The sequence below is a fragment of the Staphylococcus sp. GDX8P80P genome, from assembly GCF_017893095.1.
Lineage (GTDB): Bacteria > Bacillota > Bacilli > Staphylococcales > Staphylococcaceae > Staphylococcus > Staphylococcus borealis.
Genome location: NZ_JAESMI010000090.1, coordinates 20038 through 37451 on the forward strand (window position 1 = coordinate 20038; position 17414 = coordinate 37451).

Consider the following 17414-nt stretch of genomic DNA (forward strand, 5'->3'; position numbering starts at 1 on the left):
CCAGTCTTTTTTTGTCCACTATTTTAATGCAACAAAACATTTTTAGGAACGTATGTTCTATGTTAAAATGAACTCAAAGGAGTGTGGGAATAATGGAGTTGAACGCATACATAGGTAGAGCCGGGACAGGTAAATCCCATTATATGATTAATAATATAAAGCAACAAATGAAAGATGACCCACTTGGTGATCCGATTATTTTAATCGCACCAACTCAAAGTACGTTTCAATTAGAACAAGCTTTTGTAAATGACAAGGCATTGAATGGAAGTTTAAGAACTGAAGTGCTTCACTTTGAACGTTTGAGTTATAGAGTTTTTCAGGAAGTAGGGGGATTAACTGAGGAACGATTAACGCAAGCAGCCACTGAGATGATGATTTATGATCTCGTTCAACAACATCAATCTGAACTCAAATTATATCGATCACAAGCGAATTACTATGGATTTAGTGAGAAGTTAAGTGAACAAATTCAAGATTTTAAGAAATATGCTGTTACCCCTGAACATTTGAAATCCTTTTTGCAAGATAATGACATAAGTACGAGAACGAAACATAAATTAGAAGATATATCCCTCATATACCAATCTTTTGAGGAACGTATAAATGGAGCGTTTATTACCTCAGAGGATAGCTTAAATCATTTTATTGATATTTTGAATCAATCAGAATGGATTAAAAGGTCAGAAATTTACATAGACGGGTTCCATAACTTCTCTACATTGGAATATCAAATAATTAAAGTGCTGGTACAAAATGCCAAAAAAGTTACAGTCCTTCTGACAACAGATGGTAATGAAGATCCATTCAGTCTCTTTAGAAAACCATCCGAAGTATTAACCCACTTAAAGGAAATTGCTAATGATTTAAATATAGACTTACAACAACAATTATTTAAACAACAACATCGTTTTAACAACAAAGATTTAATGCAATTGGAACAACAATTTGATGCACTGCAAATTAATCCTGTAACTTATGAAGGTAATATTAATATTTTAGAATCATCAAGTATACGTGAAGAAGTGAATGAAGTGGCTCGCCAAATTATAAAAGATACACGAGATAAGCAATATCGATACCAAGATATCGCTATACTGTATCGCGATGAAAGCTATGCCTATTTATTTGACTCTGTGCTTCCACAATATGACATTCCATTTAATATCGATACCAAAAGATCAATGACACATCATCCCATCATGGAAATGGTGCGTTCGCTTTTAGAAGTAATTCAAACGAACTGGAATATGAGTCCGATGATGCGCTTAATTAAAACCAATATTTTGTCTAATCATTTTAAAGATAGTGCGTATTTAATTGATTTATTAGAGAATTTTGTAGTTGAACGTGGCGTTTATGGCAAACGTTGGCTCGATGATAAATTATTTAGTGTAGATAATTTTACTAAAATGGGCCGAAAAGAGCATAAATTGACTGTTGAAGAACGAGAAACGTTTGAGCAAGTCGTTAATTTGAAGCATGATATTATCGATAAAATAGTAACTTTCGAAAAGGCAATGAACGAAGCGGATAATGTAAGAGGGTTTGCGACAGCATTTTATGAAACTATGGAGTCATTTGATTTACCAAAATATTTAATGACACATCGGGATCAACTTGATGTCGAGGGTCATCATGAAGAAGCAGAAGAAATTGATCAAATTTGGAATGGCCTTATCCAAATATTAGATGATTTAGTCACTGTATTTGATAATGAAGATATGACACTTAAACGCTTTTTAGAAGTTTTTGATATTGGTTTGGAACAATTAGAGTTTGTTATGATTCCGCAAACACTCGACCAAGTTAGTATAGGGACAATGGATCTGGCTAAGGTAGACAATAAAAAGCATATTTATATGGTTGGAATGAATGATGGCGCAATGCCACAACCTGTTTCGTCTTCTAGTTTAATAACTGATGAAGAAAAGAAAATGTTTGAGCAACAGACACAAGTTGAATTGAGTCCAACCTCAGATATCTTACAAATGGATGAAGCGTTTGTTTGCTATATTGCGATGACACGAGGCAGTGACCAAGTTACATTTTCATATAGCTTAATGGGGGCTCAAGGTGAGGATAAAGAGAAGAGTCCGTTTCTTGACCAAATACAAGCATTGTTTAATGGTTTAGAAGTAACGAATATTCACTATAAACATAATGCTCAACCTATTTCTTTAATGGAACATCCGCATCAAACTAAGGTAGCGCTATTTGAATCGTTAAAGCGTTGGTTGGAAGCAGAGATGGTTGCAGATATATGGGTAGATGCGTATCAAGTTATGCGAGATAATGACAAATTGAACGGTGGTTTAAGTTACTTATTAACAGCGTTGACATATGACAATGAAACGGTGCAATTAGATGAACCATTGGCAGCATCATTATATGGTTCAACAATCAATGCCAGCGTTTCTAGATTTGAAGGATATAATGACTGTCCATTTAAACATTATGCGAACCATGGTCTAAGATTAAATGAGCGCACGAAATATAAACTTGAAAATTTCGATTTAGGTAATATTTTCCATACTGCATTAAAGTATATTTCTGATAAGATTAATGGCGATTTTAAAAATCTTGATAATAAAAAGATCCGTGCATTAACTGTTGAAGCTTTAGAAAATGTATTGCCGCAAGTTCAGTTTAATCTTATGGATTCAAATGCGTACTACCGATATATGTCTAAACGAATTGGTGTTATTGTTGAAAGTACGCTGAAAGCTTTACGCTACCAAAATAAAAATACAAAGTTTAAACCGCAACGATTCGAAGCAGGATTTAGAAAATCACCTAAGAACAGTGAAGAACTTATTGCACAACCATTAATTACAGAACAAGGTATTCCAGTTAATATACGCGGACAAATTGATCGTATAGATGCTTATACTAAGAATGATACGAGTTATATAAATATTATTGATTATAAATCATCTAATCCGAGTGCGACATTAGATTTGAAAAAGGTTTATTATGGCAAACAAATGCAAATGATGACTTATATGGATATTGCATTGCAAAATGCCCAAAGACTGGGCTTGTCAAATGAAATTAAACCAGGTGGGCTTTTGTATTTCCATGTCCACGATGAACGTCTTAACTTTAAAGATTGGGGCGAATTGCAAGATGATGCTTTAACAGAAGATAAACTGGAACAAGCATTTTTGAAAGAATATAAATTACGTGGCTTAGTTAATAGTGATATGGATGTCGTAGATGCATTAGATATTCGATTAGAAAACATTGGCAAATCTGATATTGTTCCAGTTAGTTTGAAGAAAGATGGAAGTATTGGTAGTAGGGGAAGTAGTGTGGCTGATGAAACAACGATTCATAAATTTATTAAGCACAATAAAGACAACTTTATAAATACTGCCACAAACATTATGAAAGGGCACACTGAAGTTGCACCACTTAAATTTGATGACCAACTCCCATGCCAGTTTTGTAATTTTAAATCTGTTTGTCACGTGGATACGATGATAGATAGTAAACATTATCGTCATGTAGATGAAACGATAGACCCTATTAAAGCAGTACAAGATGTCGAGTTAGAAAGTGGTGATAATAATGAATGATATTCCGATTAAACCTAAAGATGCGCAATGGACAGATGCGCAATGGAAAAGTATATATGCTAATGGGCAGGATATATTAGTAGCCGCTGCTGCTGGTTCCGGCAAAACTGCCGTTTTAGTAGAAAGGATTATCCAAAAAATAATTAGAGACGAAATAGATGTTGATAAGTTACTTGTTGTAACATTTACAAATTTAAGTGCTAGAGAAATGAAACATCGTGTAGATCAACGTATTCAACAAGCTTCAATTGAAGACCCAAGCAATGAACATTTAAAGAATCAACGTATTAAAATTCATCAAGCACAAATTTCAACACTACATAGTTTCTGTCTAAAGATTATCCAACAACACTATGATGTCATTGATTTAGATCCCAATTTCCGTACTATAAGTGATGTGGAAAATGTACTTTTGCTTGAACAAGCTATTGATGAGGTACTAGAAAAACATTATGAAACACCAGATGTTGAGTTTCTTACGCTTGTGGAACAATTATCGAATGACCGAAATGATGATGGTTTTAGAGATTTATTAAAACGTTTCTACAACTTTAGTATAGCTAATCCATCACCATTTGAGTGGCTAGATTCATTAGTTGATATCTATGACAATGAAGATAAACATGAAGCATATTTGAAAGAATTAGAAAAACTAGCAAAAATTTATATCAAAGCAGCATACCGTACCTTATTAGAAGCGGAAAATAACTTTTTAAATTGTATAGAAGCAGAAAAACATTTAGATGTTATTAAATTAGAAAAATACAAATGTGAAAAAATGCTAGAGGGTAATGTAATAAATTATGAAGAAATTATTAATTACACTTCTGAAAAATTGCCTACAATTACTAAAAAATTAAAAGGCACGAATGAAGACGCAGGTATAAGTTCTCAATTTTTAACAAATGCGAAAGACTTTTATGATGACTATAAAAAGCTATTAGTAAATGTGAAAAATAAGTATTTAATGCGTTCTTTTGAAGAATTAAAGGTAGATATGAAGCGTTTAGCACCAAGAATACAGTATCTTGTTCGAATTGTTAAAGATATTATTAATGATTTTGCTGATAAGAAACGTAGTCGTAACGTTCTAGATTTTTCTGATTATGAACACTTTGCATTACAAATATTAACAGATCAAGAAGGAAATGCTTCACCCATCGCTAAAGAATATCGTGCCCAGTTTTCAGAAATATTAGTAGATGAATATCAAGATACAAACCAAGTACAAGAAGCTATTATATCTAAAATTAAACGTGGCGATGAGTCTAATGGTAATTTATTTATGGTAGGCGATGTTAAACAATCTATTTATAAATTTAGACAAGCTGACCCAACGCTATTTTTAAATAAATATCATCGTTTTACAAAGAATGGTGTTGGAACTGGTATGCGAATTGATTTATCTAAAAATTTCCGTTCGCGTAAAGAAGTGCTCGCCACGACCAACTATTTATTTGATCATATGATGGATGAAGAAGTTGGTGAAATTAATTATGATGCTGATGCACGACTTTATTTTGGTGCTACTAAATATTCCGATAAATCTATGCCACTTGAATTACACGCATTAGTTCAAGATAAAAGCAGTGATACGGATTTAGAAAAATTAGAACAAGAAGCCCGTTATATCGTTGAACAAGTTAAAGATATCGTTGAAAATAAACAGGTATATGACATGAAGACGGAAACATATAGACAGGTGACTTTCAAAGATATCGTCATACTTGAGAGAGGTTTGAAAAATGCCCGTAATTTACAACAGGTATTTAAAGACAATAATATTCCGTTTCATGTAAATAGTAAGGAAGGATACTTTGAACAAACTGAAGTGCGATTAGTTTTATCTTTTTTAAGAACTGTCGATAATCCATTGCAAGATATTTATCTAGTTGGATTGATGAGATCGGTAATCTATCAATTCACAGAAGATGAATTAGCCCATATACGTGTGCTCAGTATGAATGATGATTATTTCTATCAATCTATCATGCACTATATTAAAGATGAGGAAGCGCGACTAGCATTAGTTAAAAAGTTACAACGTTTTATCGATGATTTAACAATGTATCAAGCCTATAGTCAGTCGCACCCAGTCTACCAACTCATAGACAAATTTTATAATGACCACTATGTTATTCAATATTTTAGTGGCTTAATAGGTGGTAAAGGTAGACGTGCAAATCTTTATGGATTGTTCAACAAAGCAGTGGAATTTGAGAATTCAAGCTTTAGAGGATTATATCAATTCATAAGGTTTATTGATGAATTAATCGAGCGCAATAAAGACTTTGGTGAAGAGAACGTTATAGGACCTAATGATAATGTGGTGCGAATGATGACAGTTCATAGTAGTAAAGGTTTAGAGTTTCCATATGTGATTTACTCTGGACTCTCTAAAAATTTCAATAAAGGTGATTTACGCAAACCACTAATTTTAAACCAAGAATATGGTCTGGGTATTGATTATTATGACTTGGAACAAAATGTGACGTATCCTTCTCTATCATCAGTAGTCATTAAATCAATAACTGAAAAAGAATTAATCTCAGAAGAAATGCGCTTGATTTATGTGGCTATGACCCGTGCTAAAGAACAACTCATTCTTATTGGGACAATTGATAAGGAAGAAGTCTTAGAAAAATTTGAACGACTGCCTATTGCAAATAATCGTATTGCATTACACAAGCGATTATCCGCTGACCGACCTTTTGATTTAATTTATAGTATTTTAGCTAAGTATCAATCTTCATCTCTATTACCGGAATATCAATTTGAAAAATCAATTGATCAATTAGATGAAAGTTTACGTCCTTCTGTGGAAATTAAGGTCGTACATTTTGAAGCACTTTCGATTGAAAATAGTGAGTCCGAGCAGGAACGTCGTAGGGTTTCGGATTTAGAGGTAGAAGGCTCTCATGATGATGCTTTGAAACAACAAATTAATGAACAACTCTCTTTTGAATATCCTTACTTAAAGGATACGGAGAAGCCATCAAAACAATCCGTTTCTGAATTAAAGCGACAATTAGAAACAGAAGAAAGTGGCACAAGTTATGAAAGAGTCAGACAATATCGTATAGGTGTTTCAACGTATGAAAGACCGAAATTCCTAAGCGCTAATCGTAATCGAAAAGCTAATGAAATTGGTACCTTAATGCATACAGTTATGCAACATTTACCATTTAAAGAAACACGAATGACTGAAACAGAATTAAATGATTATATTGATGAGTTAATCGCAAAGCATATCATTGAAGCGGACGCTAAGAAAGATATTCAATTTGAAGTAGTTATGAATTTTATCAGAAGTGACTTGTATATGACGATTACACAAGCTGATGAAGTATATAGAGAGTTACCGTTTGTTGTAAATCAAGCGCGTGTTGACGAAATGCCTGAAGAGGATGAAGATGTATCAATAATTCAAGGAATGATTGATTTAATTTTCTTAAAAGACGGGCAATATTACTTTGTAGATTATAAGACGGATGCCTTTAATAAACGTAGGGGTATGACGGATGAAGAAATAGGTAATCAACTTCGAGATAAATATAAAATTCAAATGAAGTATTATCAAAATACCTTAGAAACGATTTTGAATTCTAAAGTGTATGGTTATCTGTATTTCTTCCAATTTGGTCAAATGAGTATTGACGACGGTGACAAACTATCTTCTAATTAAATATCATGCAATTCACTAAATTTCTAAAATTTCAGATATATATATTTGTGGTTTAGCGAAGATTAAAGTTATAATATGTATTAAGATATAGATGAGGAGTTGATACTGAATGAAATTTCTATCATTCAATTATAATGACGCTGAATCTTACGGCGTAAAAGTTAAGCGTGAAGACGCAGTTTGGGATCTAAAAAAAGTGTTTGCACAATTTGGCGAAGGTGACTTCCACCCTAAAACACTATTAGAAGGTTTACAACAAAACCAAACACTTGATTTCCAAGAACAAGTACGTAAAGCAGTTGTCGCAGCTGAAGATAGTGGTAAAGCAGAAGAATTCAAAATCGCTTTCAATGATATTGAATTCTTGCCACCGGTTACACCACCAAATAATGTTATCGCATTCGGTCGTAATTACCAAGATCACGCAAGTGAATTAAATCATGAGGTACAACGTTTATACGTATTTACTAAAGCAGCATCATCATTAACTGGTGATGAATCAACAATTCCAAATCATAAAGATATCACTGATCAATTAGATTATGAAGGCGAATTAGGTATCGTCATCGGTAAATCTGGAGAAAAAATTCCAAAAGCGTTAGCATTGGACTATATTTATGGTTACACAATTATTAATGATATCACTGACCGTAAAGCACAAAATGAGCAAGATCAGGCATTTTTATCTAAAAGTTTAACTGGTGGTTGCCCAATGGGACCTTACATTGTAACTAAAGATGAGTTACCAACACCAGAAAATGTTAATATTGTAACTAAAGTTAACAATGAAATTCGTCAAGATGGTAATACAAGTCAAATGATTAATAAAATTGATGACTTAATTGAAGAGATTTCTAAATATGTAGCATTGCATCCAGGAGATATCATTGCTACTGGTACACCAGCTGGTGTGGGTGCAGGATTACAACCACCTCAATTCTTACAACCAGGTGATGAAGTTAAAGTTACGATTGATAATATTGGTACGTTAACTACTTATATCGCAAAAGATTAATGGCTATTCAACATATAAATCGTCATTACTAGCTCATAATCAGTAACTGACTCAATTGCGATGACGTACACAATACGTCTTTCTTGATTCCATATATTTATATAGGAGTGGTAAATTGAACGCATAATGCGCTCGATGCACCACTCCTTTTATCGTTTAACAATACGTTTGGATATAGATATGATATGATGATTAAGTAAAAAAGTAATCAATAGTATTGGGGGGGAATTTAGTCTTGTTACATATGCATATTGCAAGTTGGGCATTGACAATTATTTTATATGTAATTGCATTTTTACATATTTCAAAATCACAGGGTCCTACACCTATGTTTAAACCTTTACAAATGGCCTTGAGAGTCTTTATGTTACTTACATTGTTCTCAGGATTTTGGTTGTTAATTCAAGAATTTATGGCTGCTAGTCATGGCGGTGGCGGTAACCATATGTTGTTAACATTGAAGATGCTTTGTGGTATCGCAGTAGTTGCATTAATGGAAGTATCTATTGCGAAACGTAAGAAACACGAAGCAAGCCACGGTTTATTCTGGGCAACAATTATTTTAATCATTATTACTATGGCATTAGGTATTATCCTACCATGGGGTCCAATCAGTAGTCTTTTTGGAATTAGTTAAAATAAGATAAGTGATTCATGAAAGAGGTATGAGGCTGGGACATTAATAATATAATGAAGCTATTTTGCAAATTCGCAGTAGCTGACTGAACTGAGAAGGCGCTTAAACTAAGCGCCTTCTTAGTTTTAGTCATGCTTGTGGGCGGGGCCCCAGCAAAGAGAATTTCACTAAGAAATTCTACAAGCAAAGCAAGGTGGGAGTCGGGGCCCCAGCAAAGAGAATTTCACTAAGAAATTCTACAAGCAAAGCAAGCTGGGAGTAGACGACGAATTCAAAAGAATTCTGTCCCGCTCCCTTATTTTATAAATCCCGGGCTTTATAGCCAATCATATTAATCAAATCTTTAGGATGACTATAGGGTGGCGCATAGGCTACTTCAAATTCAGTTAATTCATCAACAGTAATGCCACTCATCATTGCCATTGAAATGACATCAATGCGTTTATCTACGCCTTCTTTTCCAATTGCGGCAGCACGCAATAGTTGACGACGCTCAGCGTCAAAATAAACACGCAAGTGGATATCTGTATTTCCAGGGTAATAACCAGCGTGTGTCCCAGAAGTAATTTCAACCATTTGAGTATCAAACTGAGATAATTCTTCAACTTTAACGCCCACACTTGCTAATGTATAGTCGAAAAATTTAACGATATTAGTACCTAGAAATCCTTTGAAAGTAATATGATCGTTACCAGCAAGTTGTTCAGCAATGATACTGGCGCCACGATGTGCACCCCATGCTAAAGGAACTTGTGCAGGTAGGTTGACATGGCGATAGAAAGAAGTGATGACGTCGCCCAATGCATAAATATTAGGGATATTCGTCTCAAATTTCTCATTAACTGGAATAAACCCTTTGTCATTTAATGCTATGTTTGATGACTCGATGAAGCTTGAATTTGGGTGTGTACCTACACCTTCAATAATTAAATCATAGTCTTCTTTGACACCTGATTTAAACGTTACTTGATGGTCATGAATGCTGATGATTTCTTCATTTAAACGATAAGGTATATGACGTGAATCAAGCTCGTCGAAGATAACTTGATTCATATCTTGGTCCATTAACTTGTTTACTTTTTCAGAACGGTGAATTAATGTAACCTCTAAACCTCTAGTATATAAGTTCTCTAAGACTTCTAATGAAATATAGCCTGCACCAACGACCAATGCTTTCTTAACTTGATGTTGCTCAATAAATTGATCAATTGCATCAGTATCTTCCATATTGCGTAAAGTGAAAATGAAATCATTATCAAAGCCTAATGAATTAGCACCTGCACCTGGACTTAGAATGAGTTTGTCATAACTAGTTTCAAATGTTTCTTTAGTTTCACGATTTAACACTGTGACGGTTTGAGCTTTATCATTAATAGCAATCACTTCGTGATACGTTTTTACTGTAATATTTTTCTTCTCTTTAAACATATCTGGCGTAATCGGTAATACATCTTTTCGCTTATTTACAACATTGCCGAGATAGTAAGGCAGGCCACAATTAGCGAAACTCATGTCTCGGTCTTTTTCGAAAATGGTAATTTGACTGTCTTTATCTAAACGACGGATTTGACTAGCGCAAGTTGCACCACCGGCAACAGCTCCGACTACAATAATCTTTCGCATCGTATATTCCTCCATAAACATATAGTAAAAAAGTGAGACATTAGAAAAATATACATTTGTCTCACTTTATGAATTGATTGTTAACCTTTGTAAGGTATATTTAATTTAAAGAAATCATTTAAATAACGACCGATACCGTCATCATTGTTTGAATAAGTAATATGGTTAGCAATATGTTTTAATTCATCAAGGCCATTGTCCATTGCAATGCCATATTTAGCATATTTGATCATTTCGATATCATTATCCTCGTCTCCGAAAGTGATAATGTGAGAAGATTCGATTCCTAGATAATCTTTGACTTGATCAATACCACGTGCCTTGCTTATACCACGTTTAACAATTTCAATGACTGGGAACGGTGCACCCCAACGTCTGTGTTCAATATTCTCCGCATAGAAACGCGTAAGCATTTGCTTGATTCTAGGAATGTAAATTTCTTCGGCTTCTACAAGTAAAGATGTGGGCGCTTCGTCTAATTCTTCTAATAAATTACCTGTTTCTATTTTAGGGTTACCCATTGAGAAACCTTCAAATAATCTAGGATCGTGATTATTAATAAAGACATGATCGCGTACCTCAGCAATAATATTTGTAATTTTTGCTTTTTGAAGTGATTCAATCATATTTCTAGCTAAGTCTACATCTAAAACTTCATGGGTCGTTTTAAAATCATCTGATTTAGGATGATGCACATAAGCACCATTGAAGTTTACAATAGGTGTGTCCATATTTAACTCATGGTAATATATTTGGCTTGCACGATAAGGTCGACCAGTTGCAATCATAATTTGATGACCTTGTTTTTTTAAGGTTGTAAGTACTTTTTTAGTATACTCACCAATTTCTTTATTATCATTTAATAATGTTCCATCTAAATCTAAACAAATTAAATAAGGTTTCATATATTTCTCCTTAAGCTACATATCAATAGAATAAAGTTCACTATCATTTTATATCAAATGTCTGTGAAGGTGATACATTAAATCAACGCTATAGTGTCATTATAACGTCTTTAATCGTTTAGTGGTATCATAGCATTTTATTGGCGTTTTGTCGGATATTTGATATATTAGTGTAAAGATAAATAATGAGAGGTGATACTAATGGAAGAGGCATTAAAAGACAGTATCCTAGGAGCACTTGAAATGGTTATTGACCCTGAATTAGGTATTGATATCGTTAATTTAGGTTTAGTATATAAAGTGAATGTTGATGATGATGGTTTGTGTACAGTTGAAATGACACTAACTTCAATGGGCTGCCCACTTGGACCACAAATTATCGAACAAATTAAAACAGTATTAGCTGAAATTCCAGAAATTCAAGATACAGAAGTTAATATTGTTTGGAATCCACCTTGGAATAAAGACATGATGTCAAGATACGCTAAAATTGCATTAGGCGTTGGTTAATTAATCGCTTAGAAACAATAGTACACGATGATGATGTACTATTGTTTTTTATTTTAAATGATCTTAACTTTTTAATGGTATCGATTCAAAGTCATATCTTCAGTGCGTATAGTGACAAAGTGATGTTAATAAATGACATAATTGTAATATAAATTGAATTTGTTTAATCGTTATACTACAATACATAAGAATTACAATATAAAATGATTTAAATTGTACTTGCATTTATGAAAATTTATAATAAATGCGCCAAATTATATAAAATAATATTATAGTTCAAGCTCAGACATCTAAGTATAAAACTCGATTTAACCATACACATTAAAATATTAAAGAATATTAAGCTAAATCATATTCACTCATGTTGTTGATCATCGACTTTCGTTTTATCCTGATTTTCAGTGCTTTAGTAATTAATGAATTTATCAAAATTTATTATTTAATAGGGAAAGAATGTGAACAATGAAACAAGATTTTGAAAAAGGGAATCAACGTAAGACTAAAATGCGTTACATGCCTGGTTTAGATGGACTAAGAGCAATTGCTGTCTTAGGTATTATTATCTACCATTTAAACAGGAAATGGCTTACAGGGGGATTCATAGGTGTAGATACCTTCTTCGTTATTTCTGGATATTTAATCACAAGCTTGCTTTTAAAGGAATACGAAGAAAAGGGCATAATAAACCTGAAACAATTCTGGTTACGACGCGTAAAACGGTTACTTCCAGCAGTTGTTGTGTTATTAATCGTCGTTGAAATTGCTACATTAATATTTGAACCACAGGAAATTGTACGAGTTAAACATGACATTATAGCCGCATTATTCTATGTGTCGAACTGGTGGTATATTGCCAAAGATGTTAACTACTTCGAGCAATTTTCATTTATGCCATTAAAACACTTATGGTCACTTGCAATTGAAGAACAGTTCTATTTGTTCTTCCCGTTTGTGTTAGTTATTTTACTCTTAACAATTAAAAAATATCGCAACGTCACTTTGATATTATGGATTATTTCTCTAGCATCTTTATTAGCGATGGTCGTTATTTCTCAACCCAACGTTGGATATTCTAGAGTTTATTTTGGGACAGATACACGCTTACAAACATTATTATTGGGTGTAATATTAGCATTTTTATGGCCACCGTTTAAATTGAAAGCACATCCGCCAAAGGTGCTGCAACGTTCTATTGATGGAATCGGTATAATAGGACTTCTCATACTGATATACTTATTCTTCACAGTAAAAGATACGAGTGCATGGATTTATAATGGTGGATTTTATCTTATATCAGGTATGACGTTATTCGTTATTGCTAGTGTAGTACATCCATCTAGCATTTTAGCTAAAGCGTTAGGTAATCGCGTATTCGTTTATATTGGTAAACGCTCATACAGTTTATACCTATGGCATTTTCCTGTTATAAGTTTTATACACATACACTTTGTTGATGGACAGCTTCCAATGTATGTGTATGTTATCGATATCGTACTTACAGTATTTTTTGCTGAATTATCATATCGATATGTAGAGACACCGTTTAGACGTGAAGGTTTCAAGGCATTTTCATTCAATCATCTAAAAAGACCTAAATTCATCAGAACGATCATATCAATAATAGCGTTAATACCAATAGTATTAATATTTATTGGGGTCTTTGACCGTTTTGGAAAAGATGACATTGAAAATAAAGCAAATTCATTTAATACGAATGAGCAAGATAAATATTTAATCAGAATGATGCCTGGTGAAAATATAAAAATCGATGGTTCAAATAGTAATAGTAAAAGTAAAAAACAGGTGTATACCGATATAAGTCCATTACTCATTGGAGACTCTGTAATGGTAGATATTGGTGAGACATTTAAATCTCAAGTGCCTAAAGCAACTATTGATGGTAAAGTAGGTCGTCATTTACAAGAGGCGCTCTCAATTGCAGGCAATTATTCTAACTATAATAAACCTTCAGATAAAGTTGTTTTAGAACTAGGTACTAACGGTGATTTTACAGAGGAAGAATTAAATCAATTAATCAGTAAGTTTGGTAAAGCACAAATTTATTTAGTAAATACGCGCGTACCTCGTGATTGGCAAGATAACGTTAATAAACAGCTTGCTAATGCTGCTAAAAAGCATAAAAATGTAACCTTAGTAGATTGGTACCAACGCTCTGCAGGACATCCTGAATACTTCGCACCAGATGGCGTTCATCTTGAAAATAGTGGTGTAAAAGCATTATCTGATGAAATAATTAAAGCGATGAAGAAAAATTCGAATAATAAATAAGACATGCTAAGCGTTTGAATCAAAAATAAACAGTTGAGCTATGTAGCACATGCGCTCTAACTGACTAAATTGAGAATGCACTTTTAATTAACTCAATACTAGTCATCTGTGTGAGACTGAGACGATGAATTCGATAAGAATTCCGTTTCGGTCTCTTATTTAATTTGACGATAATTTGATGTTTATACCAGAATGAACTGTGATAAAACATAGCATAAAAGCACTATATTAAGCGCGTCAAATATGCGTGTACAAGCTATTTCAGAAAAATAAAAAAGTTGAGTATAACTGTTGATTAATCATTTAAGACGGTCTATAATGTAATTAAGGTCAAAGAAAGTCAAAGTCAAAAACAAAGAAGTACTTGGCCTTGCTCTTATCAAATCAATAGGGGTGAAAAATTTGGATATTAATCAAATGACTTATGCAATTCAAGGTGCATTACAAAAAGCCATTGAATTGAGTAAAGAAAACGAATTACAAAACATTGAAATCGAAGCAATTTTAAAAGGAACTTTAGAAGAAACTGATAGTTTATTTAAAAGTATATTAGAACGCGCAAATATCGATACAGATAAATTAAATCAAGCATATAACGAAAAATTAAAAAATTATCCCTCAGTACAAGGAGATAATATTCAATACGGACAATATATTGGTTCAAAAGCGAATGAATTATTAAATAAAGCTGAATCATATATGAAAGAATACGAAGATGACTATATCTCAATGGAACACGTCCTGCGTGCTGCGATGGATATCGATGACACAACAAAACAGATTGTTGGAAATAAAGAAGAAGTTGTAAAGGAAATTATTACTAAAGTTAGAGGGGGAAATCATGTGACTTCACAAAATCCAGAAGTAAATTATGAAGCTTTAGAGAAATATGGTCGTGACTTAGTTGAAGAGGTACGCCAAGGTAAAATGGACCCTGTCATTGGTAGAGATGAAGAAATTCGTAATACCATTCGAATTTTAAGTCGTAAAACGAAAAATAACCCAGTCTTAATTGGTGAACCAGGTGTAGGTAAAACAGCGATTGTTGAAGGCTTGGCACAACGTATTGTACGTAAAGACGTGCCTGAATCATTATTAGATAAAACAATTTTCGAATTAGACTTAAGTGCCTTAGTTGCGGGTGCGAAATTCAGAGGTGAATTCGAAGAACGTCTTAAAGCAGTGCTTAAAGAAGTAAAAGAATCTGATGGACGAATCATCTTATTCATTGACGAAATTCACATGTTAGTAGGCGCAGGTAAAACAGACGGCACAATGGATGCCGGCAATATGTTGAAACCGATGTTAGCACGTGGTGAATTACATTGTATCGGTGCTACTACTTTAAATGAATACAGAGAGTATATTGAAAAAGACTCTGCATTAGAACGTCGTTTCCAAAAAGTAGGCGTAAGTGAACCAGACGTAGAAGACACAATTTCAATCTTACGTGGCTTGAAAGAACGTTACGAAGTATATCACGGTGTACGCATTCAAGACCGTGCTTTAGTAGCAGCAGCTGAATTATCAGATCGCTACATTACTGATAGATTCTTACCTGACAAAGCCATCGACTTAGTCGACCAAGCTTGTGCCACAATTCGTACTGAAATGGGCTCAAACCCAACTGAATTAGATCAAGTGAACCGTCGTGTCATGCAATTAGAAATTGAAGAAAGTGCATTAAAAAATGAATCTGATAATGCTAGTAAACATCGCTTAGAAGAACTACAAGAAGAACTTTCAAATGAAAAAGAAAAACAAGCATCATTACAATCTCGTGTTGAACAAGAAAAAGAAAAAATCGCAAAAGTACAAGAAAAACGTGCTGAATTAGACCGTAGTCGTCAAGCTTTAGAAGATGCACAAACTAAAGGCGACCTTGAAAAAGCAGCTGAATTACAATATGGTACAATTCCTCAATTAGAAAAAGAGTTAAAAGCATTTGAAGAAGCATACCAAGATGAACAAGGTGACAGTGAACGCATGATTCGTGAAGTCGTTTCTGACGAAGAAATTGGCGACATTGTGAGTCAATGGACTGGTATTCCAGTTTCTAAATTAGTTGAAACAGAAAGAGAAAAATTATTAAGTTTAAGTGATATCTTACACGAACGTGTGGTAGGTCAAGATAAAGCGGTAGACTTGGTATCTGATGCTGTTGTAAGAGCACGTGCGGGTATTAAAGATCCTAATAGACCAATTGGTAGTTTCTTATTCTTAGGACCAACTGGTGTAGGTAAAACTGAATTGGCTAAATCATTAGCTGCATCATTATTCGATTCTGAAAAACATATGATTCGAATTGATATGAGTGAGTATATGGAGAAACACTCTGTTTCTAGATTAATTGGTGCCCCTCCAGGCTATGTAGGTCATGATGAAGGTGGTCAATTAACTGAAGCGGTTAGACGTAACCCATACTCAGTAATCTTGCTTGATGAAGTTGAAAAAGCACATAGTGATGTATTCAACGTGTTACTTCAAATCCTAGACGAAGGTCGTTTAACTGACTCTAAGGGACGTAGTGTTGACTTTAAAAACACAATTATCATTATGACTAGTAACATCGGTTCTCAAGTATTACTTGAGAATGTCAAAGATACAGGTGAAATTACTGAAGACACTGAAAAAGCTGTAATGGATAGTTTACATGCTTTCTTTAAACCTGAAATCTTAAACCGTATGGATGATATTGTATTATTCAAACCATTATCTGTTAACGACATGAGTATGATTGTTGATAAAATTTTAACGCAATTAAATATTCGTTTAATGGATCAACGACTTTCTATTGAAGTATCTGATGACGCGAAAAAATGGTTAGGTGAAGAAGCTTACGAACCACAATTTGGTGCAAGACCATTGAAACGTTTTGTACAACGTCAAATTGAAACACCATTAGCACGTATGATGATTAAAGAAAGTATGCCAGAGGGTACTGTTGTGAATGTTGATTTAGATGATAATCAAGAATTAACTTTCGATGTACAAAAACCTGAAAATGAATAATGAATGATTAGGGGTAACCTAGAGAGTGTGATGCGCACTTTTTAGGTTTTTTTATGGGAATTCAGTGTACTTCTGCATAGTGTTGGGTTCGCTTGCCCTAGGCATGGCTTAAGCCAATGGTTAGTAAGGATAAGCAATTCATCACTTTAGAAGCCTT

At 33.6% G+C, this 17414-nt stretch carries 9 protein-coding genes; 7 read left to right on the top strand and 2 right to left on the bottom strand.

Features of this window, described 5'->3' with window-relative positions:
* Positions 1–92 precede the first annotated feature (92 nt).
* The 4 genes from addB (at position 93) to KA858_RS08735 (ending at position 8918) form a co-directional block, all read left to right on the top strand.
* On the top strand, positions 93–3581 hold the full coding sequence (gene addB, locus KA858_RS08720) for a helicase-exonuclease AddAB subunit AddB (protein WP_210135463.1): 3489 nt from the start codon (positions 93–95) through the stop codon (positions 3579–3581).
* The gene (addA, locus tag KA858_RS08725; RefSeq protein WP_210135464.1) at positions 3574–7266 is read left to right on the top strand and encodes a helicase-exonuclease AddAB subunit AddA; all 3693 of its coding nucleotides are present in this window, start codon (positions 3574–3576) and stop codon (positions 7264–7266) included. The genes addB and addA overlap by 8 nt, the downstream gene beginning before the upstream one ends.
* Positions 7267–7375: 109 nt before the next feature.
* Positions 7376–8281 (top strand): fumarylacetoacetate hydrolase family protein, encoded by a 906-nt coding sequence (locus tag KA858_RS08730; RefSeq protein WP_053029751.1) that lies wholly within the window; start codon positions 7376–7378, stop codon positions 8279–8281.
* A gap of 235 nt (positions 8282–8516) precedes the next feature.
* Complete coding sequence (locus KA858_RS08735; RefSeq protein WP_037538693.1) at positions 8517–8918, top strand: YisL family protein; 402 nt, start codon at positions 8517–8519, stop codon at positions 8916–8918.
* Between the two features lie 300 nt (positions 8919–9218).
* Here KA858_RS08735 and KA858_RS08740 read toward each other — a convergent pair whose 3' ends face one another.
* The gene (locus KA858_RS08740) at positions 9219–10541 is read right to left on the bottom strand and encodes a CoA-disulfide reductase (RefSeq protein ID WP_210135465.1); all 1323 of its coding nucleotides are present in this window, start codon (positions 10539–10541) and stop codon (positions 9219–9221) included.
* 80 nt (positions 10542–10621) lie between these two features.
* Entirely contained in the window at positions 10622–11446 is an 825-nt protein-coding gene (locus KA858_RS08745) for a Cof-type HAD-IIB family hydrolase (protein WP_210135466.1), read from the bottom strand.
* Positions 11447–11647: 201 nt separating this feature from the next.
* Here KA858_RS08745 and KA858_RS08750 point away from each other — a divergent pair, with 201 nt between their 5' ends.
* The 3 genes from KA858_RS08750 to clpB all read left to right on the top strand — a co-directional run bounded on the left by KA858_RS08750 (position 11648) and on the right by clpB (position 17257).
* Positions 11648–11956, top strand: coding sequence for a metal-sulfur cluster assembly factor (locus KA858_RS08750; protein ID WP_011276244.1), 309 nt, complete (start codon positions 11648–11650; stop codon positions 11954–11956).
* A gap of 462 nt (positions 11957–12418) precedes the next feature.
* Positions 12419–14245 carry an acyltransferase family protein gene (locus tag KA858_RS08755; RefSeq protein ID WP_210135467.1) on the top strand — a complete coding sequence of 609 codons (1827 nt, stop codon included), beginning with the start codon at positions 12419–12421 and terminating at the stop codon, positions 14243–14245.
* Positions 14246–14647: 402 nt separating this feature from the next.
* Positions 14648–17257, top strand: coding sequence for an ATP-dependent chaperone ClpB (clpB, locus tag KA858_RS08760; RefSeq protein WP_210135468.1), 2610 nt, complete (start codon positions 14648–14650; stop codon positions 17255–17257).
* Positions 17258–17414 lie beyond the last annotated feature (157 nt).